Origin of the sequence: Paraburkholderia nodosa, assembly GCF_001718195.1 — a bacterium.
Classification (GTDB): domain Bacteria; phylum Pseudomonadota; class Gammaproteobacteria; order Burkholderiales; family Burkholderiaceae; genus Paraburkholderia; species Paraburkholderia nodosa_A.
The window spans coordinates 32,854-57,356 of record NZ_MCNV01000004.1 but is presented as its reverse complement, the minus strand read 5'-3'; the positions used below and the strand labels follow the sequence as shown (position 1 = coordinate 57,356).

24 protein-coding genes and 1 pseudogene are annotated in these 24,503 nt (G+C 65.7%); 7 read left to right on the top strand and 18 right to left on the bottom strand.

Annotated features, from left to right (window positions below; translation table 11 throughout):
- The first annotated feature begins 30 nt into the window (after window positions 1-30).
- Window positions 31-1,242, top strand: a complete 1,212-nt coding sequence (locus BFD71_RS09485) for a polysaccharide pyruvyl transferase family protein (RefSeq protein ID WP_069263016.1) — start codon at window positions 31-33, stop codon at window positions 1,240-1,242.
- Window positions 1,243-1,587: 345 nt separating this feature from the next.
- On the opposite strand, the gene BFD71_RS09475 is transcribed toward BFD71_RS09485, so the two are convergent.
- On the bottom strand, window positions 1,588-2,463 hold the full coding sequence (locus tag BFD71_RS09475) for a LysR family transcriptional regulator (RefSeq protein WP_069263014.1): 876 nt from the start codon (window positions 2,461-2,463) through the stop codon (window positions 1,588-1,590).
- Window positions 2,464-2,875: 412 nt separating this feature from the next.
- Window positions 2,876-4,321, bottom strand: coding sequence for a DEAD/DEAH box helicase (locus tag BFD71_RS09470; RefSeq protein WP_069263013.1), 1,446 nt, complete (start codon window positions 4,319-4,321; stop codon window positions 2,876-2,878).
- Between the two features lie 233 nt (window positions 4,322-4,554).
- Between BFD71_RS09470 and BFD71_RS09465 the strand changes: the two genes are divergently transcribed.
- On the top strand, window positions 4,555-4,845 hold the full coding sequence (locus tag BFD71_RS09465) for a hypothetical protein (RefSeq protein ID WP_069263012.1): 291 nt from the start codon (window positions 4,555-4,557) through the stop codon (window positions 4,843-4,845).
- Between the two features lie 33 nt (window positions 4,846-4,878).
- Here BFD71_RS09465 and BFD71_RS09460 read toward each other — a convergent pair whose 3' ends face one another.
- Window positions 4,879-5,487 (bottom strand): hypothetical protein, encoded by a 609-nt coding sequence (locus BFD71_RS09460; protein WP_256094608.1) that lies wholly within the window; start codon window positions 5,485-5,487, stop codon window positions 4,879-4,881.
- 53 nt (window positions 5,488-5,540) lie between these two features.
- Here BFD71_RS09460 and BFD71_RS09455 point away from each other — a divergent pair.
- Window positions 5,541-6,023: pseudogene (locus BFD71_RS09455) on the top strand (substrate binding domain-containing protein); the annotation flags it as partial.
- 12 nt (window positions 6,024-6,035) lie between these two features.
- Here BFD71_RS09455 and rpsU read toward each other — a convergent pair.
- The 5 genes from rpsU to BFD71_RS41370 all read right to left on the bottom strand — a co-directional run bounded on the left by rpsU (window position 6,036) and on the right by BFD71_RS41370 (window position 8,184).
- The gene (gene rpsU, locus BFD71_RS09450; RefSeq protein WP_069263010.1) at window positions 6,036-6,248 is read right to left on the bottom strand and encodes a 30S ribosomal protein S21; all 213 of its coding nucleotides are present in this window, start codon (window positions 6,246-6,248) and stop codon (window positions 6,036-6,038) included.
- Between the two features lie 104 nt (window positions 6,249-6,352).
- Window positions 6,353-6,619 (bottom strand): translation initiation factor IF-1, encoded by a 267-nt coding sequence (gene infA, locus BFD71_RS38990; RefSeq protein WP_083245150.1) that lies wholly within the window; start codon window positions 6,617-6,619, stop codon window positions 6,353-6,355.
- A 513-nt stretch (window positions 6,620-7,132) separates the two neighbouring features.
- Window positions 7,133-7,357, bottom strand: a complete 225-nt coding sequence (locus tag BFD71_RS09440) for a hypothetical protein (RefSeq protein WP_069263008.1) — start codon at window positions 7,355-7,357, stop codon at window positions 7,133-7,135.
- A gap of 278 nt (window positions 7,358-7,635) precedes the next feature.
- The gene (locus BFD71_RS09435; RefSeq protein ID WP_069263007.1) at window positions 7,636-7,839 is read right to left on the bottom strand and encodes a cold-shock protein; all 204 of its coding nucleotides are present in this window, start codon (window positions 7,837-7,839) and stop codon (window positions 7,636-7,638) included.
- Between the two features lie 165 nt (window positions 7,840-8,004).
- Window positions 8,005-8,184 (bottom strand): hypothetical protein, encoded by a 180-nt coding sequence (locus tag BFD71_RS41370; RefSeq protein ID WP_176732851.1) that lies wholly within the window; start codon window positions 8,182-8,184, stop codon window positions 8,005-8,007.
- Between the two features lie 129 nt (window positions 8,185-8,313).
- Between BFD71_RS41370 and BFD71_RS09425 the strand changes: the two genes are divergently transcribed.
- Window positions 8,314-8,688 (top strand): BON domain-containing protein, encoded by a 375-nt coding sequence (locus tag BFD71_RS09425; protein WP_069263005.1) that lies wholly within the window; start codon window positions 8,314-8,316, stop codon window positions 8,686-8,688.
- Window positions 8,689-8,963: 275 nt separating this feature from the next.
- A complete protein-coding gene (locus BFD71_RS09420) occupies window positions 8,964-9,266 on the top strand; it encodes a DUF4148 domain-containing protein (RefSeq protein WP_069263004.1) in 303 nt (100 codons plus the stop codon).
- A gap of 174 nt (window positions 9,267-9,440) precedes the next feature.
- On the opposite strand, the gene BFD71_RS09415 is transcribed toward BFD71_RS09420, so the two are convergent.
- Both BFD71_RS09415 and BFD71_RS09410 read right to left on the bottom strand, forming a co-directional pair.
- Window positions 9,441-9,920, bottom strand: a complete 480-nt coding sequence (locus BFD71_RS09415) for a methyltransferase domain-containing protein (RefSeq protein WP_083245149.1) — start codon at window positions 9,918-9,920, stop codon at window positions 9,441-9,443.
- 83 nt (window positions 9,921-10,003) lie between these two features.
- Complete coding sequence (locus BFD71_RS09410; protein ID WP_069263003.1) at window positions 10,004-10,846, bottom strand: intradiol ring-cleavage dioxygenase; 843 nt, start codon at window positions 10,844-10,846, stop codon at window positions 10,004-10,006.
- Window positions 10,847-11,234: 388 nt separating this feature from the next.
- On the opposite strand from BFD71_RS09410, the gene BFD71_RS09405 reads away from it, so the two are divergent.
- The gene (locus BFD71_RS09405; protein ID WP_069263002.1) at window positions 11,235-12,383 is read left to right on the top strand and encodes a branched-chain amino acid ABC transporter substrate-binding protein; all 1,149 of its coding nucleotides are present in this window, start codon (window positions 11,235-11,237) and stop codon (window positions 12,381-12,383) included.
- A gap of 80 nt (window positions 12,384-12,463) precedes the next feature.
- Here BFD71_RS09405 and BFD71_RS09400 read toward each other — a convergent pair whose 3' ends face one another.
- The 5 genes from BFD71_RS09400 to mdlC form a co-directional block, all read right to left on the bottom strand.
- Window positions 12,464-13,600: a porin gene (locus tag BFD71_RS09400; protein ID WP_069263001.1), complete on the bottom strand. Its 1,137-nt coding sequence runs from the start codon at window positions 13,598-13,600 to the stop codon at window positions 12,464-12,466.
- A 197-nt stretch (window positions 13,601-13,797) separates the two neighbouring features.
- Window positions 13,798-15,195 (bottom strand): MFS transporter, encoded by a 1,398-nt coding sequence (locus BFD71_RS09395; RefSeq protein WP_069263000.1) that lies wholly within the window; start codon window positions 15,193-15,195, stop codon window positions 13,798-13,800.
- A 73-nt stretch (window positions 15,196-15,268) separates the two neighbouring features.
- A complete protein-coding gene (locus BFD71_RS09390; protein ID WP_069262999.1) occupies window positions 15,269-16,192 on the bottom strand; it encodes a ketopantoate reductase family protein in 924 nt (307 codons plus the stop codon).
- Window positions 16,193-16,201: 9 nt separating this feature from the next.
- Complete coding sequence (locus BFD71_RS09385; RefSeq protein WP_069262998.1) at window positions 16,202-17,653, bottom strand: aldehyde dehydrogenase; 1,452 nt, start codon at window positions 17,651-17,653, stop codon at window positions 16,202-16,204.
- Window positions 17,654-17,702: 49 nt separating this feature from the next.
- Window positions 17,703-19,355: a benzoylformate decarboxylase gene (mdlC, locus tag BFD71_RS09380; RefSeq protein ID WP_069262997.1), complete on the bottom strand. Its 1,653-nt coding sequence runs from the start codon at window positions 19,353-19,355 to the stop codon at window positions 17,703-17,705.
- A gap of 107 nt (window positions 19,356-19,462) precedes the next feature.
- Between mdlC and BFD71_RS09375 the strand changes: the two genes are divergently transcribed.
- On the top strand, window positions 19,463-20,371 hold the full coding sequence (locus tag BFD71_RS09375; RefSeq protein ID WP_069262996.1) for a LysR family transcriptional regulator: 909 nt from the start codon (window positions 19,463-19,465) through the stop codon (window positions 20,369-20,371).
- A 9-nt stretch (window positions 20,372-20,380) separates the two neighbouring features.
- Here the strand turns inward: BFD71_RS09375 and BFD71_RS09370 are convergent, their stop codons facing one another.
- The 3 genes from BFD71_RS09370 to hflC are packed head-to-tail and all read right to left on the bottom strand — an operon-like array spanning window position 20,381 to window position 24,470.
- The gene (locus BFD71_RS09370) at window positions 20,381-22,366 is read right to left on the bottom strand and encodes a heavy metal translocating P-type ATPase (RefSeq protein WP_083245148.1); all 1,986 of its coding nucleotides are present in this window, start codon (window positions 22,364-22,366) and stop codon (window positions 20,381-20,383) included.
- Window positions 22,363-23,397, bottom strand: a complete 1,035-nt coding sequence (hflK, locus tag BFD71_RS09365; RefSeq protein WP_069262995.1) for a protease modulator HflK — start codon at window positions 23,395-23,397, stop codon at window positions 22,363-22,365. Before hflK ends, BFD71_RS09370 begins: the two co-directional genes overlap by 4 nt.
- Window positions 23,394-24,470 (bottom strand): protease modulator HflC, encoded by a 1,077-nt coding sequence (hflC, locus tag BFD71_RS09360; protein ID WP_069262994.1) that lies wholly within the window; start codon window positions 24,468-24,470, stop codon window positions 23,394-23,396. Before hflC ends, hflK begins: the two co-directional genes overlap by 4 nt.
- Between the last annotated feature and the right edge of the window lie 33 nt (window positions 24,471-24,503).

The window sequence follows — 24,503 nt, the reverse complement described above, 5'->3', positions numbered from 1 at the left end:
TATTGAACAGAAGCACGATCTGAGGCGCGCATGGCTTCCACGCCCACTGTGATCTTCGGCGCCTTCGACCGGCACAATTTCGGCGACCTGCTGATCGCGCAGGTGGCGGCGCGCATGCTGCCACGCCGCGAACTGCTGTTCGCCGGGCTCGCCGCGCGCGATCCGCATGGCGATGGCGGCCCTGCCACGGTCGCACTCGCGCGCATCGCCGCTTTCGCGCGCGGCCGCCCCGTGAACGTGATTCACGCAGGCGGCGAGTTGCTGACCTGCAATGCCTGGGAGGCCGCCGTCATGCTCGCCTCGCCGCAGCGCGTGCCTGCGCTCATCGCAGCCGAAGATGACTGGCTGCGCGACGGACGCGCGTGGGCGCACCAGCATGTTGGCGTGGCGTCGCTCGCGCCGTATGTGCTGTCGAAATCCGCATTGCCGGGCGTACGCGTGAAGCATCTCTCGTTCAACGCGGCAGGAGGCGTCGATCTCGATGCGCGCAATGCGCTGTTGGGCGCCGACGTGCTCGCCGCGCTGCAAACCGCGGATGCGGTCAGCGTGCGCGACCGCCAAACCCAGGCGCTGCTCGCCCAACGGGGCATCGAAGCCCGCCTGATACCGGACCCCGCCACGATGACAGCGGCCCTGTTCGGCACGGCAATACGCCGGCACGCCGCCAACTACGCGCTGCCCGGCGTGCGGCAGGCGTTCCCACGCGGTTATGTCGCCGCGCAATTCAGCGCTGACTTCGGCGACGATGCAACGCTCGATACGCTGGCCACCCAATTCGAACTCGCGGCGCGGGGGCACGGCCTGGGTATAGCGCTGTTTCGCGCGGGCGCCGCTCCCTGGCATGACGACCTCGCGGTGTACGAGCGGCTCGCGGCTCGACTGCGCGCGGTTCACGTTCGCGTGTTTGCCTCGCTGAACGTCTGGGACATCTGTGCGCTGATCGCAGGAAGCCGCATCTATTGCGGCAGCAGCCTGCACGGTCGCATCGTCGCGATGGCCTATGCGCTTCCTCGCGTCAACATCAGTCATCCTGATTATTCTCTCGACGCAAGCAAGCATGCGGCTTATGTGCGGACATGGGAAGCGGCAGGTCTCGCAGGCGTTGTGAATCTGGGCAATCTTGCCGATGCGGTTGCCAATGCTCTCGCGACCGATCGCGAATCAATGCATGAAACCGCATCGGCACTCGCGCGGCGCTATCGGGAGGAATTCGAAACTATGGTTGCTGAGAATCGACTATAGGCCGTGCAAAAGATCGGTGCGGCGGCGGACGACGACACTGCCCTCGGTCAGATAAGCGCGCCATTTTTCGCACAACCATTCGCAAATCCTTTCGCGCATAGATCGATCGGTGAATTGCGGCTTCTGCGCACGATTCGACGGTTCGATACTGGTTTACCCGGTCCGATTGAAAGTAAAAAAATACCATTCAATCTACACAGCGGCCGGCTTTCTCCAGAACCGGAATCAGGCGCAATACACGCTCTCCGGCACCGCCTACTCAGGCTTGACGCTGGCTCCCGGCAGCGACACGCGCGGCATAGGGGTCGGCCTGGTACACAAGTTCCAGGAACAGCCGCGCATCCACTAACCGTTCTTCATTGCGGCGCGCAAGAATGCAACAAAGCGCGCCGTAACCGGATTTTCCCGCATGGAAGGCCATGCGAGTCCCACGCGCCACTTGGCGTTTTTGCCATGAAGCGGCAGTACCGTAGCATCCCGCAGCAGATGTCGTGCGCGAGAAGGAATGAACGCAATGCCCACTCCCGCGGCGACCGAAGTCAGGACCGACTGGATGTCTTCGGCCTGCTGCGTCACCTTCGGCACGAAGCGGTGCTCGATGCACCACCGGTCGATCTGTGCAGCGAGCCCAGGCCCGCGTGCACGCACCAGCGAGATGAAGCCGATTTCATTGAGCGCGTCGAGATTCGCCGGGAGGCGTGTGTACCGAAGGTGTGGCGGCAATGCGAGCGCAAGTCCCTCGTCTACGACTTTGAATGACGACAGACCATCCGCGGCAGGCAAGCGAAGGAAACCGGCATCCAGCTTGCCCGCCAGCAGACGGCGCGTTTGCTCTGCGGAAGACAGGTCGCTCAGGGTGACGGTGACGGCAGGATGCTGCTCTCGAAAATCGGCGATGAGCTTCGGCACAATCGTCAATACGGAAAGGCAGATTCCGAGGCGCAAATGGCCGTGCCGGCCGCTGCTTGCCTCTCGCGCGCGCAACAGGATTTCATCCGCGTCGCGTACGAGCGCCTGCGCATCGGACAGGAACGTCTCGCCAAACGGCGTGAGTTGCGCACCGTGCCGACCGCGTTCGAACAGCCTGCCACCGAGGCTCGCCTCCAAAGCGCCGATCTGCTTGCTGAGTGCCGGCTGACTCATGTGCAACGCATCCGCTGCGCGGCTGAAATGGCGCAGGTCGGTAACCGTCAGAAACGTCCTCAGTAATTTCAGTTCCATTCGGAAAAGTAATCATACCGGTAAGAACATTCATTTTACTGATCGATGGGCGAGGAGTTCAATACGTGCATGCCCCTCTCGAAAATCATCCGCAATGCCAATTCGAACCTCGCCGGCTGACGGCCCCCAGGCGGACCTTGAAACCGACGCCATCGGTAAAACGGCGGTCGTCAGCGAATCCGACACGCCCCCGGTCAGCCACTCCGATTCGCGCAGAGTGCGCAGTCGCCGTTCTCGCTTCGGCGACGTGTCCCACGACGCCCACCTTCGCGCGGCGACGGGTGCGATCGCCGTAAGCTTCGCTGTCGTCTCTCGCAGGCACTGGCCGCGTTGAGCACGGTTGTGTGCGCCCCTGCGCCAAAGTGCGCCGGTGGCCAGCCTGTTCCAGGACTGGCGTTGCGCATCCCAAGGATCAGGGTTGGCGTTTGCCGCGGCCGCCAGCGGGTTTGCCAGCCGGCTTGCGCGAACCCGCAGCTGGCTTGCTGGCAGGCTTGCTGCGTGGCTTTTGCACGCTGAATGGGCTACCGCTCGTGAAACTTGTGCCCTTACCCGCGGCCACAGTGCGCTGCGTCGCAGGCTTGCCCTTGCTCTCGCCACTTTGCGGTCGCGGTTTTTTGCTGGCGACCTGCATGGCGCCCGGCACTGCATGGGGCACTTTGGGCTTCTTGGGCTTTTTGGGTTTCTTGATGAGTTCGCCCGTCGCGCTGGTTTGCGGCACGCGGTGTTCGGCTTCGAAGCCCGGTTCTTCTTCGCGGGGCAGTGTTTGCCGGATCAGCGCTTCGATCGCGGCCAGTTGCGGCGCTTCATCGGCGCACACGAGCGACACCGCCACGCCGCTGGCGCCCGCGCGGCCGGTACGGCCAATACGGTGCACATAGTCTTGCGCCACGATCGGCAGATCGACGTTGATCACCAACGGCAGATCGTCGATATCCAGCCCGCGCGCAGCCACATCGGTGGCCACCAGCATATTGACTTCGCCCGTTTTGAAGCGCTCCAGCGCACGCAGTCGCGCCGGTTGCGGTTTGTCGCCGTGGATGGTGTCGACCGCATAGCCCGCTTCATCCAGCATGGCCGCCAGATAATCCACGCCACTGCGGGTTTTGACGAACACCAGCGCGTGCTCCCAGTTGTTCTCGGCCACGAGGTGCATGAAGAGCTCAGGCTTGTTCCTTTTATCCACCGGAACCACCCACTGCTTGATCTTGCTGGCCGTGGCATTGGGCGGGCTCACGCTGATATTGACCGGGCTGCGCAGAATGCCCGCCGCCATGGCGCGGATATCGTCGGTAAACGTCGCGGAGAACAGCAGGGTCTGCCGCTGAGCCGGCAAGGCAGCAAAAACGGCGTTGAGTTCGCGCGCAAAGCCCAGATCCAGCATGCGGTCGGCTTCATCCAGCACCAGCGTTTGTACCTGATCAAACTGCACGGCGTTCTGGCGGTTGAGATCGAGCAAACGGCCCGGCGTGGCAACGAGCACATCCACGCCTTTGCGCAACTTCATCATCTGCGGGTTGATACTCACGCCGCCATAGGCGGCCAGAAATCGCAAGTCGAGGCCTTTGCCGTAAGCGATAAAGCTTTGCAGCACTTGCTCGGCCAGTTCACGCGTGGGCACCAGCACGAGAACGCGCGCGCGGTTGCTGGACACCGCCGTGCCGTGTTGCACCAGCCGCTGCAACAGGGGCAGCGCAAAACCCGCCGTTTTGCCGGTACCGGTCTGTGCCCCAGCCATGACGTCCTTGCCGCTGAGCACGGCAGGAATCGCCTTGGCCTGCACCGGCGTCGGCGTCTGGTAATTGAGGTCTTGCACATTACGCTGCAAGGGTTCGATCAGGCCAAGCGAGGCAAAAGACATCGGCGTATTCCGGGCTAAAACTGTAATTTTAGCGGTTACCACGCAGGTTCGATGGTCAGGAAGATCGATGCTGAACGCCGCTGAATAACGTAGCGGCGCCGCGCGCCGCGCCGGCATCATCGCTGAACATGACAGGTTTCGTTTTTATGTGTCATCGTACAGAACCCATTCATGTGCTACTGTAGGTACCCAGAGCCAGCAGGACGTTTCAGTCGAACACCAGAAGGATCCTCATGGAATTCAATAATGGCGCTGTACTAGAAGCTCTTCGACTTGCTTTGCATCGACAAATACCGTGGCACAAGCGACCGGCAATCTTCACGTTGCTTCGCGCACAGGGTTTGATCCAGACCGTAGACCAGAAACCTCCCCCCAGTACGAAGTACCTCCCCACCTTACAGATTGCCGTCCTGACGGATAAAGGACAGAGCGAAATCCAGCGCATCGAAGCGTCAAAGCATGTTTCAGGATGGCTGGACGACGACTACTTCGCAACGTTCCTTGCGGAAGTTGTGCTTGCCTGACCACGCATCATTGCGTGCCAGCGATTTCGATATTCACGAATCGGGCCAGATCCCTCCGGGGGCTCTCATGAGGCATTCAGGGAGATGACTCGCCCACGCTGCTGATGTTCGGACCGCGCGGCTCTCGGTATCGAAGAAGTTGCTTTCCGGCACGATCCTGTCGGCGATCGCGATGTGATGGCTGCCGGAACCCTTGAGCCCTGCCACGTGCCACGTATCCTCGATCTGCCATTCGGACGCCGGGAGAATGAAGCCGCGCACCAGCGGCGGCCCGTCTTCGCCAGCGTGACCGGGAAGCGGCTTTCCGTCTTTCGTCATCGTGCCGAAACCCACCATCCATTCGGTCTGCTGACAACCGCTCGCGAACGGCCAGCGCCCGCTCACGCGCCAGCCACCCGGCACCGGCTGTGCGGTGCCCCCAGGCTGGGGTGACCCGGCGAGTATGACGTCCGGAACTGATTCGTACACCTGATCATAGGTCCGAATGTTCAGCAGGGAGGCAATCAGCGCGCTTGCACTGGCAATCATCGCGGTCCAACCCAACGACCCATCGATCTTTGCGAGTTCGACGATCACCCTGAGCCCCTGCGGAAGATCCAGTTCCATTCCGCCGTGACTCCTGGGTACGAACATGCGATACATGCCAATCGCTTTGAGCGTCTCCACCAGGTCTGAAGGCATTCGTCGCGCCGCCTCGCGCCGGCTCCACTAGCCACGCAGCCCGCAAGCTGGCGACATCGCAAAACATCCTGTGCGCGTCGCCGGCGTATCTGGCCCACTTCGGACAACCGGCCATGCCGGCGGACCTGATGCAGCACCGCTGCATCGGGTACACCTATGCGGCCACCGGCGATGAGTGGCAACTCATCGACCGTTGCGGCAAGACCCACGCTGTGAGGGTCGACTGCCACATGCATGCCAATAACGGCGACACGGCACGCTTGGCAGCGCTCGCTGGCCAAGGCGTGATCTGGCAACCAACATTCCTGACCGGCGACGATCTACGTGCCGGTAAACTCGTTCACGTGTTGCCGGATTATCGGCTGGCCGAGATCGACATACTCGCCATGTACCCGAGCCGTCGACAGCTGAGCGCCAGGGTGCGCGTCATGATCGATTTCCTCGTCGATGCGTTCAGCGGAGTGCCACCATGGGATCGGGGCAGTCGGCACAGGTAGATGCCGGTGCGGTCAGTACCGCTTCTTCGGCGGCAACGACCGTTTGATCTGCTTGCGCAGGCGTGCCACAGCAGCGGCCTTTTTGCGCTTGCGTACCGCGGTAGGTTTTTCATAGGCTGTCCGGGCACGAAGCTCCGGAATCAGGCCGGTGCGCTCGATCGAGCGACGGAAACGGCGCAACGCAACTTCCATGGGCTCGTCGGGTTTCAGAATTACGGTAGTCACTATTTTCCTTGGTTGAGATCCACCAGCCATGGCGAATCGTGATATGGATGTGCACGCTGCGTCGTGGCACAGGTAAGGGTCACAGCCGACGGTCGCGCGCTCCGTCAACGACGGCGAAATGGGGTTCTTGGCGTTGCGGCGCCGCTTCGCTCATCCTTATGCCGGAAATTGATTCGTCCTTTCGTCAGGTCGTACACCGAGAGTTCCAGCGTTACCCGGTCGCCCGCAAGGATGCGAATGTGATTCTTGCGAATTCGACCGGATGCGTACGCACCTACAACCACGCCATTGTCGAGCGTGACGCGGTAACGGCTGTCTGGCAGCACTTCGTCAACGATACCGTCGAGTTCCAGCAGTTCTTCTTTGGCCATTCAAGATTCCTGATCATTTGGCGGGACATGGGTTCGGACGCCGCATTGCGAAGACGTCGCGAGCGTTGATCGACAAGCGCTCGCGCGGCAATGGGGAGCATGAAATTGCCGGGCTGCCCTTGCGTCCCGGAAGTCATGGTCACCGCTCTGTCCGGGCGGCGACTGAGATACGCGAGGGGATGGGTAAAACGCGGCGGCTCGCAATACCGGACCGATACGCGTCGGGGCGTATAGTCCAGCGAGCACAGTTATCGCTGGACTATCAATCAAAGGAGGACTCGCGACTCACCCACACGCGTCTTGTCGGTGCTGTGCGAAGCGAACTAGTCCTGTATTGTAACCGAAGGCCGCTATTTATCCCGCCACTCTCGGCGGGGCCACAAGGAATGGGTGTTGTCAGCGACGCATGCCGACGACGCGCAGTTCGGGGTCCCGCGTGATGATTGGGCGCGCTTTGCTGCACCCGCCCTGGCGCTTCAGGTGCGTTGAGTGTTTCGCACTTTGGCGTCGTCTTTAGCCGCGCGTGTCGACCCAGTTGCGTGCCCACTGGGTCGAGTGCTGCAACGCTTGCTCTTCACTCTTGAAGTAATCGAGCGAATAGAACGAGTAGCGGCCTTCGGCTCGCTCGCCGTCGATGGGTTCGAGCGACAGGTTGGATGAAAAGCTACCATCGGGCAAGCGATGCGCCGAGGATTGGACGGCATAGCCGTTGTAATGTTGAATTTGCTTGTTCTGCATTTTAATTTTAATGATATTTGAGCGCGCACATGCCGTGCGAATCGCGCACGGGCGCGCCGATTCAAAGCCATTCGAGCCGAATTCTTCAGCAGTCGAAAAGCGAAAAAAGGGCGTTAAAGCCTGAGGGGAGAATGAGGCGCAACGAGGCGTATGGCGCCGGCAAGCCGCTGAATAAACAGATGCCAATCAGGAGTGATCGCGCCAACAGAGGGAGGCAAAGCTCCGCGAGGGTGTCGCTGCAACCCGGCGTCCGTCTGAGGAGGCCGGGCCCTTCAACTTTACAGCGGCTTGATGTTAGCCGCTTGCAGACCCTTCGGGCCTTGCTTCGTTTCGAAGCTCACCTTCTGATTCTCAGCCAGCGTCTTGAAGCCTTCGCTCTTGATTTCGGAGAAGTGAGCGAACAGGTCGTCACCGCCCTTGTCCGGGGTGATGAAGCCAAAGCCTTTGCTGTCGTTGAACCACTTAACGGTGCCGGTATCCATGAAGAATCCTTGAGAAAAAAATGCGAAAAATTGCTCTATTGAAGAGCGCGTGAAGCTTCAAGGAGGGAGAGGACAACGAATACCGCGGGAGCGCGAGCAATTGATGAACAGCAATCGAACTTCTTGAACTTCGATGCGAACATTACCCTGCCGGATGGACCAGCGTCAATACTTATCTTGTAACTGTTTCACGAGGCGGCCCGCTTTGCAGGCGAAGCGATGCGGCCCTACCTTGCTGCGCCCCTTGCCTGGCGTGGCATTGCGCGCAGCAGACCGCTGGACGCCCTTGCACTCGAGCGAACCGTTCCTCGAGAGGATCCAGAGGGTGCCGGTGAAGGTTGTCATGCTCGAAAGCGCCGGGCATTATCCACTCGAACAGCCCGGACTCTCGCAAATGGTGGACGCCAGTGACGCGTTCTACCGTGATGGAGCGGCTAGATAGCGGGAAATCGAAGGGCTGGCCTGAAAGGGAGCATGAAAGTGAGCGGTGTGAGCGTCAAAATCTGCGCGATCCTGGTTGCGGTCTCCATGAGTTGTGGCTCGATCCACGCTGGCGCGCAGACAGGTGAGAACACGGGTGCTGGCGCGACAGCGCATCGGGTGGCGTACTCGACGTCGCGGCTTCAGAACAGGCCGGACAGTGCCGTGACTCGTGACGTCCGCAACGCCCTTGGGCGGACGCCGAACCTGGATGCTTCAGGGATTCGCGTCAGGGCGCGCCTCGGCGTCGTGACGCTCACGGGATGGGTGCCTGAGCACCGGCAGATCGCGCTCGCCGGCAACACGGCAAGATCGGTGCGCGGAGTCAGGTCGGTGACGAATCAGCTGACCTTGCGGAACAGCCGTTAGACCATCCGCCCCCGAACAATCCAGGCAATCTCGGGAAAGGATCGAAATGCCGATCCCTGCTTCGACGCGCGTGGCCACACGATCCGCCGCGCCATTTCGAGAGCCTCCATCAAATGGTGGAGGCCAAAACGATCACCCGCGCATACGATCGGAACAGAGGACAACGATAACGTATGAGCGCTGCAAAGTCTGGCAAGGGGTCGAACCAGGGTTCGGATGAACGGGCCGTTTGCAGCACGTGTGAGCCGGTGTCACTAACCCGGAGGTGGACCATTATGAAGACGCTAGTCCACGCAGTTTGCGCGGTCGCCGTCATGGCTGTGCCAATTGCTTCGTTGGCGCAGTCGGATGGAGGTCTGACGCGCGCACAAGTACAGGCCGAGATCGCACAGCTTCAGCAAGCCGGCTTCAATCCGGCCAATGCGAACACCGTCGACTTTCCCTCCAGCATGCCGGCCGCCGACGCTAGTGCCGCCGGCCAGGGCAGCGGCTACGGCCCTGCCATGAACGGCTCGTCGCAGATGGGCCATCCGACCAGCCCGACCGGGATGAAGCCGGTGTTCTTTGGCGGGTCGTAAGCTTTTTCGTCTGACGAGGTCGCGCGATGGCGTGTATGCCGGCTCTTCCTGAGCCGGCATGGAGCGTCGTGCTATGCGCTTCGCACCCTTCAGGACCCCGAAAAGAGCAGGCGAAAGAAATAGGCACACGCTTGTTCTGCGATCCTGCTGAATGGCCGTTACCTGCCTGTTCGCTCATGGTTCGACAGCGAGCACGCAAAAAGCCTTCTCGGTTTCGACAAGCTTCGTTTCGACAAAGCCAGCGGCTGTTAGTCGTCCGATCAACCCGCCGGGCTTTTGTCCCGAATACGCAGTGAAACCGGGCGCGAAGGTGCTGGCTTCGCATGGCAACCGCTCCACTGAGCCGATTCGCAGACCGACCCGGCCGCGGGCGATTGCAGCGGCATTCCGCGCTGTGGCTTGCGCCAGCATTTCCTGTGATGGATCGATGCCGTCAATGTGCCCGGAGGGTGCCGCTGCGGCGAGAAGCTGAATACCCGCGCCAGGCCCGAACCCGATTTCAAGCACCCGGTCGTGTTCGCGAATCTCGAGGAGGCCGATAGCCCATGCCGCGCACGGCTGGTTCATCTTTGCCATGAGCATGCCGCCGAGCCGGCCGAGGATGCCTTCGGGTCGACCGAACGCTCGCATCAAGACACGCTCGAACGCGCCCACGAACGCTTCTCCCGTGTTGCATGCAAGAAGTCTATCAGCGCGCCTGGGCCAGCATTGCCGCCCCGCGCCCGGTGCGGCCGGGATCAGTGTGTGTGAGGCCCCGGAAGCGGTTCGAGCGGCTGCGGCTGCGCATCGGGATCGACCACCGCGCTCACGCGCGCACGCAACCCGGTGACGCGGCCATCAACGGCAATGGGGCTCGCGCTTGCGACCATCGTCGAGCCGGACTGATCGACGAATACCGGGTCTTCGCTCTGCGTGGTGCGCTGGATCGCGTGGCCGCGATACGGATCGAGTTGCATCAGCGTCACCATCAGCGATTCCGGCAAGAAGACCTGGCCAACATGCGAAACATGCGTGCGCTGCGGTTGCGACGCGCGTGCCGTGCGGACCTTGAAATGAATGTGGTTGGTGCGCCCGGGATAGTTGCCCGGCACGATGGTTTCGAACGTGACGATGCCCGCGCGATCGGTGTGCTGAATGCCGCGCAGGAAGGTCTGGTGGTCGGTAGGCCGCAGCGTGGGCGGCGTCATGGGCGGCGGACCAGGGGGCTGACCCGCAGGCGGGCGGCCAGGCGCCTTCGGATCGAAATCGGGCGGGGGCGGAAGTTCCATCTTCGTGTAGCCGGAGTAGACGCCCATCGCATCGCATTGCCATATGTCGACTGCCGCGCCAACGAGCGGCGCGCACGTTCTCGCGTCGGTAAGCACGATGTCGAGCGTCAACGGCACGCCCGGTCTGCCCTCCCGGATGTCGCGGCGCACGAGATCGCCGTCGATCCAGTAAGGGCCGACTTCCTGCTCGGGCGTGAGCCGGCAAGGCGCAGCGTTCGCGAAGGCCGCGGGGCTCGTTTCAATGGTCGCAACGGTCGTGCCGACCGCGATCGTCAGTTTGATGAATTCTCGTCGTGACAGGCGTGATGTCATTGTTGTGCTGCATTGCGCGTGATGGCGGGACTTTACCGGACCCCGCGCGGATGTCGATTACATTTCTATTACGCCTTATTTCCCCCCGGCAGGGCGTACTTGCCCTGATTGCCCCGATTCGGCCGGCTATGCAGAAATGCGCATGGAAGCCGTCGTGAACGGTCAAGACGAAGCGATATTGGCTTCCTATAGTCGCTCTCAGCGTCTCGCCCCGGCGTCTTGCGTGCGGGGCGCTTCGATCGATTCCACGCCTATTCTGGAGGAGCCCAACCCGCAGTCGACGCGAACAAGAGAGTCGTGAGCCGGCCGCTAACCGCGCGAAGCGGGCAAGCCTGGCCGGTATGCACGCCACAGCAGTAGACCCATGCTTGCCGACAAAGGAAACAACATGCGTTTTGCGAAGACTCTTACCCCTATCGCAGTTGCCGCTGGAGCACTTCTCGCTGTTGCACCGCTCGCCTCGCGCGCGGATACCGTCGTGAAAATCGGTTTTGCCGCGCCGCTCACCGGACCGAACGCGAATTACGGCAAAGACCTGGAAAACGGCGTCAAGATGGCCCTCGACGACGCCAAGGCGCAAGGCGTCAAGATCAACGGCCAGCCCGTCTCGTTCGAACTCGTCGCCGAAGACGATCAGGCCGACCCGCGCGTGGGCGTGCAGGTCGCGCAAAAGCTCGTCGACGAAGGCGTTTCGGTCGTCGTCGGCCACTTCAACTCGGGCACGACCATTCCCGCTTCCGAGCTGTACGAAAAGGCGGGCCTGCCCGACATCGATCCGGCCGCGACGAACCCGGTCATCAGCGGCCGCGGCTTCAAGAACATCTTCATGGTGATCTCGAGCGACGCGCAAAACGCGGGCACCGCGGGCGCCTACGCAGTCACGACGACGAAGGCCAAGCGCATCGCCGTCATCGACGACCGCACGGCGTTCGGCCAGGGCGAAGCCGACGAATTCGTGAAGGCCGTCAAGGCGCACGGTGGCGAGATCGTCGACCGCGAGTACACGACGAACCAGGCGACGGACTTCAAGACGCAGCTCACGAACATCAAGAGCAAGAACCCCGATCTGATTTTCGTGGGCGCCCTCAACCCGCAGGCGGCCGGCATCATGAAGCAGATGGCCCAGCTCGGCATCAAGGCGCAGTACGTGGGCGGCGGCGGCGTGAAGGATGTGGACTTCGTCAAGCTCGCGGGCGACGTGTCCGAAGGCGCCATGGCGTGGGAGTACGGCCGGCCGCTCGACAGCACGCCGGTCGGCGCGAAGTTCGCCGACCGCTTCAAGCAGAAGTATGGCGTCGACGTGCTCTCTTATGCGCCGTTCGGCTACGACGCGGCGTGGGCCGCCATCAAGGCGATGCAGGCCGCCAATTCGACCAAGCCCGACGACTATCGCGCGAAGATGCAAAGCATCGCCTTCGACGGCATTACCGGCCATATCGCGTACAACGCGAATGGCTCGCTCAAGAACGGTTCGTCCACGGTCTATCAGGTGAAGAACGGCCAGTGGGTGACGGTCAAGACAGTAAGCGGTCTCTGATCGCCCACGCGGCCCTCGCCTCGTTCAGGCGAGGGCCGCGTGCAACGCGAGGGTTTGCAACGCCACCGGCAGCCGCATTCCTAGAAGCTATGCCGGATACCCGCCATGATCCCCAATTGCCCCGCTCCCGGTGCGGGCGTCGTGCCGCCGCCACCCTGGCTCACCGTGTAGGCCGCCTTCGCGCTGTTCCACAGATACGCGCCCTGCAGATAAACGGCTGATCGCTTGGACAGCTGATACGTGGTGCGCAGCGCCGCAATCGTGCCGCGCGTGTCGTGGTCGCTATTGACGATGCGGTACACGCCGCCGTCGACGATAAAGGCCGCCGTCACCGGATACTGCGCCGTGAGATAGAACTGGTCCGAATGCACGTTGGGCGTTTCAGCCGACACCGTGTCGACGCGCCTGCCCAGCCAGCCGCCGCCGATGCGCAGCGCGCCGACATGGCCGTAGCCGTTGAGCTGGATGCGTACGTCGGTGTCGCCCGGGTTCGTCAGTGCGAAGGTCGGCGTGCCGTCGTAGAGGTTCGCCGCCGCGCCTGGGCCGCCGCGTTGTTCGTCATAGGCAGCGGCGACGCCGTAGCCATTGCGGTCGTAGCGCAGCATCGCCGACCATTCGCGGCAAGACTGCGAACTGCCCGGCACGGGCCCCGCGCAGGTGCCCTGGCCCGGCGAATTGCCGGTGCCGGCCGAATCGCGCCCGAATGACCACGTCGCGCCGAGCGTGAAGCCGCCGTAGCTGCCCTTGTAGACGATCGTGTTGTCGCTGCGCGAACTCGGCAGGTACTGGTCGAACGAAGCGGTGCCGCCGTAGATGTCCGGTCCGAGCAGATCGGCGTCGGCGATCGCCCAGAACGTCATGGTGTACTGACGCCCGAACGTCAGGCTGCCATAGGGGCTGCTCATGCCCACCCACGCCTGGCGCCCGAACAGCCGGCCGCCCTGATTCAACGTGCCGCCGCGCATGTTGAAGCCGCTCTCCAACGCGAAAATCGTGGACCACCCTCCGCCCAGCCCCTCGCTGCCGCGCACGCCCCAGCGCGAGGGCATTTCGCCGGTAATGCCGGGCATGCGCACCACGCTGTCGCCCGCCGCGTTCGCGTGTGAAACATATTCGATGCCGGTATCGACGATGCCGTAAAGCGTAACGCTGCCCTGCGCGAACGCCGACGCGCTGAGGCCAGCGAAGACCAGCCCTGCTGCGATCCGAAGTTTCATGATCTCCGTGTTCTCCTGGTGTTCCGGTCTCGCGGACTTGCCGCCAGCCGGACGTTGTTTTCGATTCGACGCGTGAGAGGGCGACACGCAGCCGCGCCGCCTTGTCGTGCGTCGTTTTTTAGTACTCTTGATTGAATGCACTGACCGACCGAACGCGATGGCGCAGGCCCGCGCCATCGTCCAGTCTCGGGAACGGATCAAATCCGCTGCTGTCCCGCGCGCTTCGGGATATGACGGCCCACCACGGCCAGCGCGATCAGCACCAGCGCCATGGCTGCGCCGAGCATCGTCAGATAGCCTGCCGCGCCGCCTGCGGTAATCACCACCGCGCCGGCAAACGCGCTCAGGATCGCGCCCACGCGGCCGAATGCCAGCGCCGAGGCCGTGCCCGTCGCGCGCACGCCCGTTGGGTAGACGTAGGCGCACAGCGCGTACATCGTCGATTGCACCGCGTTGACGAAGAGGCCGTGCAGGCCGAGACCCGCAATGAGCAAGCCCGTGTGCTGGGTCGCACCCACGCCGAGCATCACCCAGGCGCTCGCCGCGCCGCCTGCGCAGCACAACAGGAGCGGCCCGCGCGAGCCGAAGCGCGCAATGGCGAGCGCGCACAGCAACGCGCCGATCACGCCGCCCAGGTTGTACGCGCTCAGCCCGTAGCCGGCGAGCGAGACGCTCAGACCTTCGCTCGTCAGCATGGCGGGCAGCCAGCTGAATGCGCTGTACACGGCGAGCAGGCACATGAAGAACGCCCACCAGATCGCCACGGTGTCGCGTGCGCGGCCGTCGCGAAAGAGCGCCGTGAAGCCCACGTGCTTTTCGGCGCTTTGCTCGCGCACGTCGGTGAACACCGCGTCCGGCGCAACCTCGCGCGCCATGCGGCCGAGCAGGCGCACGAGTTCGGGCCAGCGCTTCGGCCGGCGTGCGAGAAAGCGCGGAGACTCGGGCAGCGCCACGAGCAGCACGAGCGCGAGCACGAGGGGCAGCACGCCGCCAGCGAAAAAGAGCCCGCGCCAGCCGTACACCGGCAGCACTTGCGCCGCGAAAATGCCCGCCAGCATGCCGCCGAGCGGCACGCACACGATGGTCGCCGTCACCGCGAAGGTGCGAAAGCGCGCGGGCGTGAATTCGGCTGTCATCGTCGTCGAACTCGGCAGCGCGCCGCCAATGCCAAAGCCTGCTATGAAGCGCAGCGCGGCGATGGCCGCCACGTTCGGCGCGAGGCCGATCGCGCAGGTCGCCGTGCCGAACACGAGCACGCTGCCCACCACGGCCCAGCGGCGTCCGAAGCGATCCGCGAACAGGCCGGCGAATGCGCTGCCGAAGCCCATGCCGATCAGCCCCGCCGCCACCACGGGGGCGAACGCATTGCGCGTGATGCCCCACTCCTTGATCAGCACCGGAATCGCGAAGCCGATCAACTGGCTGTCGAAGCCGTCGACGACGATCGACAAGGCCGCCAGCACCACGGCGAACTTCTGCAGCGTGGAATACGCGCCTTCGTCGAGCGTGCGGCCGATATCGACCGTGCCGCCGGCGATGGCGTCGCTCTCGCGCGGCGTCGCTCCCGAGGCGGGGGCGGGCGTGGCATAAGTCATGAATTGTCTCCTTTGCTGCGCTGTGGACGCGCAGTCATTCGTTTGTCATGGTGGTGCGACGTTGACTGCTATTTCATACGGAATCCTTTGCATCGACGAGGCGCACGAGATGCAGCAGCGCTGTCGTATATGGCACGGCGATCGCACGCATGCCCGCCGCCTCGACGACCGCGCCGTTGATGGCCTCGATCTCGGTCTTGCGCCCGGCGATCACGTCCTGGAGCATCGAAGGCCGATGCGCGCGGTGATGCGCGAGCGCGTGCCGCACGTTGTCGGCTACATGCGCCTCGTTCACGGCCACGCCGTGCGCATGCGCCACCGCCGCGACTTCTGCGACGATCTTGAGCGCGAGCGCTTCGCCGTCCGGCGCGTTCGTGAGCTCGCCGACGGTGCAGCCCGTCACCGCGCACAGGCTGTTGAGCGCCGTGTTGAACGCAACCTTCTCCCAGATCGCCGCCCAGACATCGGCGTCCGCGCTGCAGGCGAGTCCGGCGTCGTTGAGCGCTTGGACCGTGCGGGAAAGCATGGGCGAATGCGCGCCGTCCGCGCTCATCAGGCGGATCACGCCCTGGCCGTGCGAACTCACGCGGCCAGGGCCGTTCTTGTCGGCCGGCCAGGTCGTCACGCCTATCATCACGCGAGCCGGGTCCGCGAACTGTGCGAGACGCTCGGCATTGCAGAGGCCGTTCTGCAGCGACAGCAGCGCAGTTTGCGGCCCGAGCACGGCGTGCGCCGCGCCGAGCGCCGCCTGCGTGTGCAGCGTCTTGGTGAAGACGATCAACAGATCGGCCGGCGTGGTCGCCGCCTCCGGGCGCAACGCTTCGAGATTCGCGACGACGCGCTCGCCCGCATCGGTCGTGAGCCGCAGACCGGCTTCGTTGATCGCGTTCAAGTGAGCGTCGTCGACGTCGAGGAGCGTGACGCGATGGCCCGCAACGGCGAGCAGGCCGCCGAACAGCGAGCCCATCGCGCCCGCGCCGAGTATGGCGATATGCATGGCGCGCCCTTAGAACGGATAGTGGCGCGGCGCGGTCTGCATCGTGATCCAGCGCAGTTCGGTGAATTCGGCAATGCCCGCCTTGCCGCCGAAGCGCCCAAAGCCGCTGTCCTTCACGCCGCCGAACGGCATCTGCGCTTCGTCGTGCACGGTCGGCCCGTTGATGTGGCAGATGCCCGACTCGATGCGCTGTGCGACGCGCCATGCACGCGCCGTATCGCGGGTGAAGACCGCCGACGAAAGCCCGTACGCGTTGTCGTTCGCGCAGGCAATCGCGGCGTCCTCGCCACGCACACGCACGATGCCTTTTACGGGACCGAACGATTCGTCGTGATAGACGCGCATCCCGGGCGTGACATGGTCGAGCAGCGTGGCGGGCATCAGCGTGGTTTCGGCCTTGCCGCCGCATACGAGCGTCGCGCCTTTGGCGAGCGCGTCGTCGATTAGCGCGTTGCAGCGCTCCACGGTGCTCATGTCCACCACCGATCCGAGTACGACCGGGCCCTTGCGCGGATCGCCGAGCGGCAGCGCGCGGGCGCGCTCGCCCAGACGCGCAACGAAGGCGTCGGCAATGCTTTCGTCGACGATGATGCGCTCCGTCGACATGCAGATCTGCCCGGAATTGGCGAACGCGCCAAACGCGGCCGCGTGCGCCGCCGCTTCGATATCGGCATCGTCGAGCACGACGAGCGGCGCCTTGCCGCCCAGTTCGAGCACCGAAGGCTTCAGATAGCGCGCGCAGGTTTCGGCGATGATGCGGCCCACGCGCGTGGAGCCCGTGAAGTTCACGCGGCGCACTTTCGGGTGCGCGATCATGGCTTCGACCACGCGCGCCGCGTCGGCGGGCGCGTTCGTCACGAAGTTGACGGTGCCGCGCGGCAGGCCCGCCTCCTGCATCGCCGCAATGATGAGACCGTGCGTGGCCGGGCAAATCTCCGAGCCCTTGAGCACGACGGTATTGCCGCACGCGAGCGGCAACGCGATAGCGCGCACCGCGAGGATCACGGGGGCATTCCAGGGCGCGAGGCCGAGCACGACGCCCGCCGGCTGGCGCACGCCCATGGCGAGGCTGCCGGGCACGTCGGAGGGAATCAGCTCGCCGCCGATCTGCGTGGTGAGCGCGGCGGCCTCGATCAGGCCGGCTGCCGCGAGATGCACATTGAAGCCCGCCCAGATACCCGATGCGCCGGTTTCCGCGGCCATCGCGGCGGCGAACGCTTCGGCTTTGGCTTCGAGCGCGTGCGCGGCCTTCGTGAGCAGCACGCGGCGTTCGCTCGGGCCCATGGCCGACCATACCGGGAAGGCGGCCGCCGCCGCATCGACCGCCGCGACTGCGTCTTCCACCGTGCCCGCGGGCGCGCGGCTCGCCACCGTGCCGTCGAGCGGATTGCGGCGCTCGAACGTCGCCCCGTTGCGTGCCTGCACCGCTTCGCCGTCGATCAGCATCGTTACGGTTTGCATGTCCTTTTTCCTCGCTTTACGTGAATTCGACAGGTTGCGCACGCACCGTTCAGGCGACGAGCAGCTCGACCAGCTTCGGGCCCTGCCCGGCCAGCGCGCGGCCAAGCGTATCGCGCAACGGCCCCGCCTCGCTCACACGCACGCCGGGGCAGCCCATACCCGCGGCCAGCGTGACGAAATCGAGCCCCGGCAGGTCGGTGCCCTGCACCGGGTCGGTCGGCGCGAAGCCGAACACCGGAGCGAAGTCCTGTAGCGCTGCGTAGCGCGTGTTGTTCAGGATGACGAAGGTAATTGGCAGCTCGAGCTGCACCGCGCTCCAGATCGCCTGGATCGAGTACATGCTGGAGCCGTCGCCGATCAGCGCGATCACGCGTTCGCCCGGCTTCGCGAGCGCCACGCCCACGGCGGCGGGCATGCCGTAGCCCAGGCCGCCGCTGTCCATCGTGAGGAAGGTGCCGGGGCGCTCGTAGGGCAGATACGCCTGCATCACCGGGCGCGAGCTGGGCGCTTCCTCGACGACGGTCGTGCCCGCGTCGCGCACTTCGGCGAGCGTTTGCAGCGCGTAGGCGACCGACATGCGCTCGCCCGGCGCAGCCGGCGGCACGGCGCGCGGCGGCACGGCGCGCCGCGCGGGCATCGCACGCTCGACGGCCGGCGCGGGCCGCTCCAGCAGATCCAGCACGCCCAGCCTCACATTGCCCACGGCGGCCATGCCCTCGGGCGTCCACGCGGCGGTGTTCGGATCGTCGATCAACTGGTACAGCGCGGCGCCCGGCGGCACGTGCGGCCCGTGGCCCTCCACGTGATAGGTGAAAGCCGGCGCGCCGATCGCGAACACGAGATCGTGCCCGCCGAGCAACTCGACGATGCGCTCGCGCATGGCCGGCAGAAAGCCCGCGAACAGCGGATGCTTTTCCGGAAAGCTGCAACGGCCCGTCATGGGGGCGACGAACACGCGCGCACGATGGCGCTCCGCGAGCCGGACCACGTCGTCGGCCGCGCCCGCGCGATCCACCGCGCCGCCCACCACGAAGACGGGGCGCGCACACGCGTCCAGCGCCGCGCCGATGTTCGCCAGCATCGCGGGCTCGGGACGCGTGGTGTGCGCGAGCGCGCGATCGGGCACGCGTTCGGCCGGCTGGTCCCAGTCGTCCACGGGAATCGACACGAACACCGGGCCGCGCGGCTCCTGCATGGCGATCGCATAAGCGCGTGCAATGGCGAGCGGCACGTCCTGCGCGCGCGCCGGCTCGATGCTCCACTTCACATAGGGCTTGGGCAGCTCGGTGGCCTGGGTGGCCGCGAGAAACGGATCGAACGGCAGGATCGAACGCGCCTGCTGGCCCGCCGTGACGACGAGCGGCGTGCGGTTGCGAAACGCCGTGAAGAGGTTGCCCATGGCGTTGCCCACGCCCGCCGCCGAGTGCAGGTTCACGAGCGCCGCATTGCCGGTGGCCTGCGCATAGCCGTCGGCCATGCCGACCACGACCGCTTCCTGGAGACCGAGCACGTAGCGGAAGTCGGCGGGAAAGTCGCGGAACATGGGCAGCTCGGTCGAGCCGGGGTTGGCAAAGACCGAGGTCATGCCCACGCGGCGGGCGAAGTCGATGACCGCGTCGCGCACGGTATAGGCACCGCCGGCGCCGCCGGGTGCCGTGGTGTCCCGCTTCTGCTGGTTCTGCTGAGGCGCGCTGCCAGTCATCCAAGGCCTCCTGTCGAAAAAAGCGCGTCGTTCAATGGAGGATCATTATCGCGACGCTACGGGTAACCGAAAATTGCGGATTTCGCCAAAAGCCATTACCTTTAGGCATGACTTACAACCTCCAGCAACTCCAGGCGTTCGCGACCATCGTCTCGGCGGGCAGTCTCGGGCGCGCGGCGGAAACGCTGCACGTGACCCAGCCCGCGCTCTCGCGCGCGATCCGCCGCCTCGAAGAGCAAGTGGGCGCGCCGCTGTTCGAGCGGCATTCGCGCGGCATGCACCTCACCGCCGTGGGCGAAGCGCTCCTGCCGCACGCCATCCTGCTGCAGCGCGAAGCGGAGCAGGCGCGCGAGGAAATCGACGCCATGCGCGGCCTCGCGCGCGGCACGATCCGCGTGGGGGCGGTGGGCAGCATTGCGAGCCTCGTGCTGCCGCTCGCCGTGAGCGGCGTGCTGCGGCGCTGGCCCGGGCTGCGCGTCGAAATTCTCGAAGGCGTGTGGGACCGGCTCGCCGATGCGCTCGTCAAACGCGAGATCGATCTCGCGCTCAGCATGGCCGTGCCCGATACCGACGAAATTGCAGCGATCGGCGATTGCCGCTGGGAGGATTGCAGCTACGTGGTGGCGGCGCACGATCATCCGTTGCGCGCGAAACCCGACCTCGCGCTCGCGGACACCCTGAACGAGCAATGGGCGATTCCGCCGCGCGGCACTGCGCCGTTCGAGCACATGGAGCAGGTCTTCGCGGCGCACGGGCTGGGCCTGCCGAACGTGGTGGTGCAGACGCGCTCGATCACGGCGCTCAAGAGCCTCGTGGCCCGCTCGGGGTTCCTGAGCTGGATGGCATCGACGATGTACCTCACGGAAAGCAAGGCGGGTGTGTTCGATACGCTCGACATGCCGGGAGTCGAGGGCCGGCGCACGCTCACCGCGTTTCGCCGGCGCCACGGCATTCTGCCGAGCCCGGCGGTGAAGCTGCTGGAGCAGTTGCGCACGTTGACGGCGGTGCCGCACTAACGGCGTTCGTCATTCGTCGCGCAGGAGGCGCCCCGCGTTCGCGATCACGACGAACGTGCCCACGTTGTGCAGCACCGCGCTCGCCACGGCGCTCAACACGCCTAGCGCCGCGAGCGTGAGGACGGCCACCGTCCACGCCAGCCCGATCGCCGCATTCGCCGTCGCGATGCGCCGGCAGCGCCGCCCGAGGCGCACGCTGTCCGGCACGCGGCGCAGGTCGTCGGCGAGCAGCACGATATCGGCAGCGGCCACGGCGATATCGATGCCGCGCTCTCCCATCGCCACGCTGGTCGCGCCGGCCTTGATCGCGAGCACGTCGTTCAGGCCGTCGCCGACCACCATCGGGCGGCGCCCCGCGCCGATCTCGCCCAGCACATAGTCGAGCTTGTCGTGCGGCAGCGCATGCGCCACCACGGTGTCGATGCCCACTTCGGCGGCCACGCGGCGCGCCACGCGCTCGCGGTCGCCCGTGAGCAGCGTCGCACGCTCGATGCCGAGCGCACGCATTCCGTCCAACGCTTCGCGCGCTTCCGGGCGCACCGTGTCGGCGAAACCGAACCATGCGAGCAGGCGGCCGTTCAGCGCGATGCCTGCACATGGGCCGTCCAGCTGCGCGGGCGCGGGCGGCAGCGCGCTCACGTATCGTTCGAGCAGATCATGACGGCCCAGCACCGCCTCACCTTCGGGCATCGTCGCGAGCACGCCGAGTCCGCGCATCTCGCGCGCGTGCGGGGGCGGCTCGGTTGGCGGCGTTCCCGGCGCGCCGTAGCGCAACAGCGCGCGACACACCGGATGCGCGCTGACCTGGGCGAGATGCACGGCCAGCGCCAGTGTGGTGGCTTCGTCCGCGCCCGGCTGCAACATGACCGTCGTCACGCGCAATTCGCCGTGCGTGAGCGTGCCCGTCTTGTCGATCACGAGCGTATCGATTTCGGCCAGCGCGTCGATAAAGGCCGCATTCCTGAACAAGATGCCGCGCCGCGCACCCGCCGCGATGCCGGCGATCGCGGTGGAAGGCGCTGCCAGCACGAGCGCGCATGGGCACGCGGCGACGATCACCGCCAGCATGGCCGAAGCGTTCGCGCTCACGAACCACACGATCGCCGCGATCAGCAACACGAGCGCGAGATAGGCGTCCATATAGCGTTCGAGCGCCTGGGTGATGGGCGGCTTGGCGGCTTCGGCACGCTGCATCAACTCGACGACCTTGCCCAGCGTCGAGGCCTTGCCGACGTGCGTGATCTCCACGCGCAGCGGGCCGTCCAGATTCATCGCGCCGCCGAAGACGCGCGCGCCCTCGCCCGCGTCCTGCGGCAACGATTCGCCCGTGATCGGCCCGTTGTCGATGGCCGAGCGGCCGTGCCGCACGATGCCGTCCGCGGGCACGCGCGAGCCGGGCAGCACGTCGACGACGTCGCCGGGACGAAGCGCGTCATAGGGCACAGTCTCGATCGCGCCCGCGGCGCTCACACGCCGGACGTCGCCGGCAGTGAGGCGGCCCAGCGCGCGGATCGCTTCCTGCGAGCCGAGCACGCTGCGCTCTTCGAGCGCGTGGCCGAAGGTCATCACGATGGGCAGAAGCGCGGCCGTCGTCATGTCGCCCACGGCCCAGGCGCCGAGCATGGCGAGCGCGATGAGGCGGTCGGTCACGCCGTGCAGACTCGGCGTCCTCAGGCTGCGCCACGCGCCCGCGAACACGGGCGGCGCGACCACGAGCGAGGCCGCCGCAGCCAGCACCTGCGCGAGCGTAGCGCTGCCGCTCGCCAGATGCGGCCACGCGAGCGAGAGCAGCAGCAATGCGCCCGCGAACAGCGCGAGCGACGTGTGGCGAGTGATGGCGCGGCGCTCGGCGTCCGACATGACGAGCGTGGCGACGGATGGCCCTGCGGGAGCTTCGTGAACCTCGCGTGCGTGGCCGTGGGCGTGCGCGGATCCGGTTTCCTGTGCGGCGCCGGGTGCGCGCTGACTCGTCGGCGTGTCGTATGGCGTGGTCATGGCGCGCGCCCCGGCAGCACGAGGCTCGATGCGTCGTTGGGGTCGAGCGTCGTCACGCGCGCGGCGTGCGCGAGCACCGCCTGCACGCGGTCGCGATACGCACGCGCAAGCAGCCCCGGGTCATGGTTCGCGCCGAGCGCCGCTTCGAGTTGCGCGATCGTCGAGGTTTCCGACTGCGCCGTCGCCACGCGCTCCGCGGCGCTCGCTTGCGCGTCTTGCACGATGCGGTCGGCGCTCTGCTGCGCGTGCTGCCGCGTTTTTTCCGCGAGCGTGCGCGCCTGCGCGACATCGCGCTCGGCGTTCTGCAGCGAAGTCAGCACGGCATTGAACGCATCGACCGCCGAGGCTGGAAACGACGCTTGCAGATCCATGCGCGAGACCTCGATGCCGAGCCCCGCACGCGCGGCAGTCAGCGCGTCGAGCTGGCGCTGGACCGCGCGTGCGAGGTCGCCGCGCAATTGCTCGCGGCGCGCGGCCATCTGCTGATCGGCGGCCACCATCTCCGGGCGCGCGACGAGAATCGAATCGAGGTCGCGTTGCGCGGCGGTTTGCGCGAGCGCGGCCGAGACGATGCGCTCGAGCGCGGCGTCGAGATGCTCGAGCTGCAACGCATACGCGTAAGGGTCGCTCACGCGGTAGAACAGCGTCGCGCTCACCTGCACGACGCCGTTGTCGCCCGTGAGCACGTAGCCGGACCCCGCGAGCGCGTCGCTTGCATCGCTCAGTTGCGCGGGCGCACCCGGATCGCGGGTAAGCGAGACGATGCGCTTCTCGAGCACACGCTCGCTGCCCGGCACGAGCAGCACCGTTTCGAACGGCCGCGGTAACGCGACGAGCAGTCCCGCGCCCTGGCTGCGCACGTAGGCGCCAAAGCGCATCACGACGGCGCTGCTGTCGGCGGGAATGCGGCGCACGTTCGACGTGGCCCACGCGAGCGCGGCCAGCACGGCCAGCGCCGCCACGAACCAGAACGACAGACGCACCGCCTGTGCGCCGGGCCCGAGCGCCGGGAAGTTGTCGCTCGTGCTCATGGCGTGTGCCCGCGCGCGCGCGAAGTGGTTGCGGGAGCAACGATCTGCCCAGACGGCGCCGCGGCCGCTCCGAGCCCGGGCGGCCCCTGCACCAGTGCGCGGAACGGCGCGGCATCGGTGCGCAGGATCAGGTTCGTGTTGCTGTTGACGACGGTGCCGAGCGTGTCGAGCGAGCGCAGCATCGTATAGAGCTGCGGATCGGCGGCGTAGCTCTTGCCGTAGATCGCCGCCGCATCCTTGCGCGATTGCGCCTCGATATCGGCGGCTTTCACGTTGGCGTCGGCGATCAGCACGCGTGCGTCGCGATCGGCGTCCGAGCGGATCTGCGCCGCTTCGCGCAGGCCTTCGGCGGTGCGCTGCGCGGCCACGGTCTCGCGTTCGGCGCGCATGCGATCGACCGTTGCCGCCAGCGTCACGGCGGGCAGCGTGAGACGCTCGAGCCCCACCTGCACGACGTGCACGCCATAGGCCGCGTACACCTGCGCATCGACCTGGCGGCGCAGCGCCTCTTCGAATGCGCCGATGCGGACCTGCGACGGATCGGTGTTCACGAGCGAGGCAAGATCGAAGCCGGCAGACGTCGTCTGCACGGCCGACCCGACGAGCGAGCGAATCTGGCGCGCGGCTTCGTCGGGTTCGTTGCGCACGGCACGCACGAAGCGGCCAATGTCGTTCGCATTGGCGGGCACGCGCCAGGCCACATAGGCCTGCACGATGATGCGCAAGCCATCGCGCGTGCCGACGTCCTGCAAACCGCTCGACGTCGTGTGCAGCCGCAGGTCCACCGGCACCGCGGCCTCGATGGGCGCAGGTAGGCGCCACGCGAGACCGGGCCGCAGCAGCACGCGCACGGGGTCGCCAAAGCGCGTGACGACGGTGGCCTCGCCCTCGCGCACCTGCACGACGCTCGCCACGATGAGCGCGACGATCACGCAGAACAGTGCGAACGCCACGCGCAGCGCAAAACGCCGGGGATTCACGGGCGCGAGGCCGCCTGCGGCACCCGAGCTGCCTGCGCCGTGATCATGATGATGATGAGAATGCGCATCGCCGTGCGTATGCAAAAGGCTCACTGTCGAATCACCTTACTCTGTCTATGGGGTAAC

Excerpts from the sequence above, each read along its gene's own strand:
- BFD71_RS09485 (WP_069263016.1), top strand. The coding sequence starts at position 31 with ATGGCTTCCACGCCCACTGTGATCTTCGGCGCCTTCGACCGGCACAAT.
- BFD71_RS09475 (WP_069263014.1), bottom strand. The coding sequence starts at position 2,463 with ATGGAACTGAAATTACTGAGGACGTTTCTGACGGTTACCGACCTGCGC.
- BFD71_RS09470 (WP_069263013.1), bottom strand. The coding sequence starts at position 4,321 with ATGTCTTTTGCCTCGCTTGGCCTGATCGAACCCTTGCAGCGTAATGTG.
- BFD71_RS09465 (WP_069263012.1), top strand. The coding sequence starts at position 4,555 with ATGGAATTCAATAATGGCGCTGTACTAGAAGCTCTTCGACTTGCTTTG.
- BFD71_RS09460 (WP_256094608.1), bottom strand. The coding sequence starts at position 5,487 with ATGTATCGCATGTTCGTACCCAGGAGTCACGGCGGAATGGAACTGGAT.
- infA (WP_083245150.1), bottom strand. The coding sequence starts at position 6,619 with ATGGCCAAAGAAGAACTGCTGGAACTCGACGGTATCGTTGACGAAGTG.
- BFD71_RS09440 (WP_069263008.1), bottom strand. The coding sequence starts at position 7,357 with ATGCAGAACAAGCAAATTCAACATTACAACGGCTATGCCGTCCAATCC.
- BFD71_RS09435 (WP_069263007.1), bottom strand. The coding sequence starts at position 7,839 with ATGGATACCGGCACCGTTAAGTGGTTCAACGACAGCAAAGGCTTTGGC.
- BFD71_RS41370 (WP_176732851.1), bottom strand. The coding sequence starts at position 8,184 with ATGACAACCTTCACCGGCACCCTCTGGATCCTCTCGAGGAACGGTTCG.
- BFD71_RS09425 (WP_069263005.1), top strand. The coding sequence starts at position 8,314 with ATGAAAGTGAGCGGTGTGAGCGTCAAAATCTGCGCGATCCTGGTTGCG.
- BFD71_RS09420 (WP_069263004.1), top strand. The coding sequence starts at position 8,964 with ATGAAGACGCTAGTCCACGCAGTTTGCGCGGTCGCCGTCATGGCTGTG.
- BFD71_RS09410 (WP_069263003.1), bottom strand. The coding sequence starts at position 10,846 with ATGACATCACGCCTGTCACGACGAGAATTCATCAAACTGACGATCGCG.
- BFD71_RS09405 (WP_069263002.1), top strand. The coding sequence starts at position 11,235 with ATGCGTTTTGCGAAGACTCTTACCCCTATCGCAGTTGCCGCTGGAGCA.
- BFD71_RS09400 (WP_069263001.1), bottom strand. The coding sequence starts at position 13,600 with ATGAAACTTCGGATCGCAGCAGGGCTGGTCTTCGCTGGCCTCAGCGCG.
- BFD71_RS09395 (WP_069263000.1), bottom strand. The coding sequence starts at position 15,195 with ATGACTTATGCCACGCCCGCCCCCGCCTCGGGAGCGACGCCGCGCGAG.
- BFD71_RS09390 (WP_069262999.1), bottom strand. The coding sequence starts at position 16,192 with ATGCATATCGCCATACTCGGCGCGGGCGCGATGGGCTCGCTGTTCGGC.
- BFD71_RS09385 (WP_069262998.1), bottom strand. The coding sequence starts at position 17,653 with ATGCAAACCGTAACGATGCTGATCGACGGCGAAGCGGTGCAGGCACGC.
- mdlC (WP_069262997.1), bottom strand. The coding sequence starts at position 19,355 with ATGACTGGCAGCGCGCCTCAGCAGAACCAGCAGAAGCGGGACACCACG.
- BFD71_RS09375 (WP_069262996.1), top strand. The coding sequence starts at position 19,463 with ATGACTTACAACCTCCAGCAACTCCAGGCGTTCGCGACCATCGTCTCG.
- BFD71_RS09370 (WP_083245148.1), bottom strand. The coding sequence starts at position 22,366 with ATGACCACGCCATACGACACGCCGACGAGTCAGCGCGCACCCGGCGCC.
- hflK (WP_069262995.1), bottom strand. The coding sequence starts at position 23,397 with ATGAGCACGAGCGACAACTTCCCGGCGCTCGGGCCCGGCGCACAGGCG.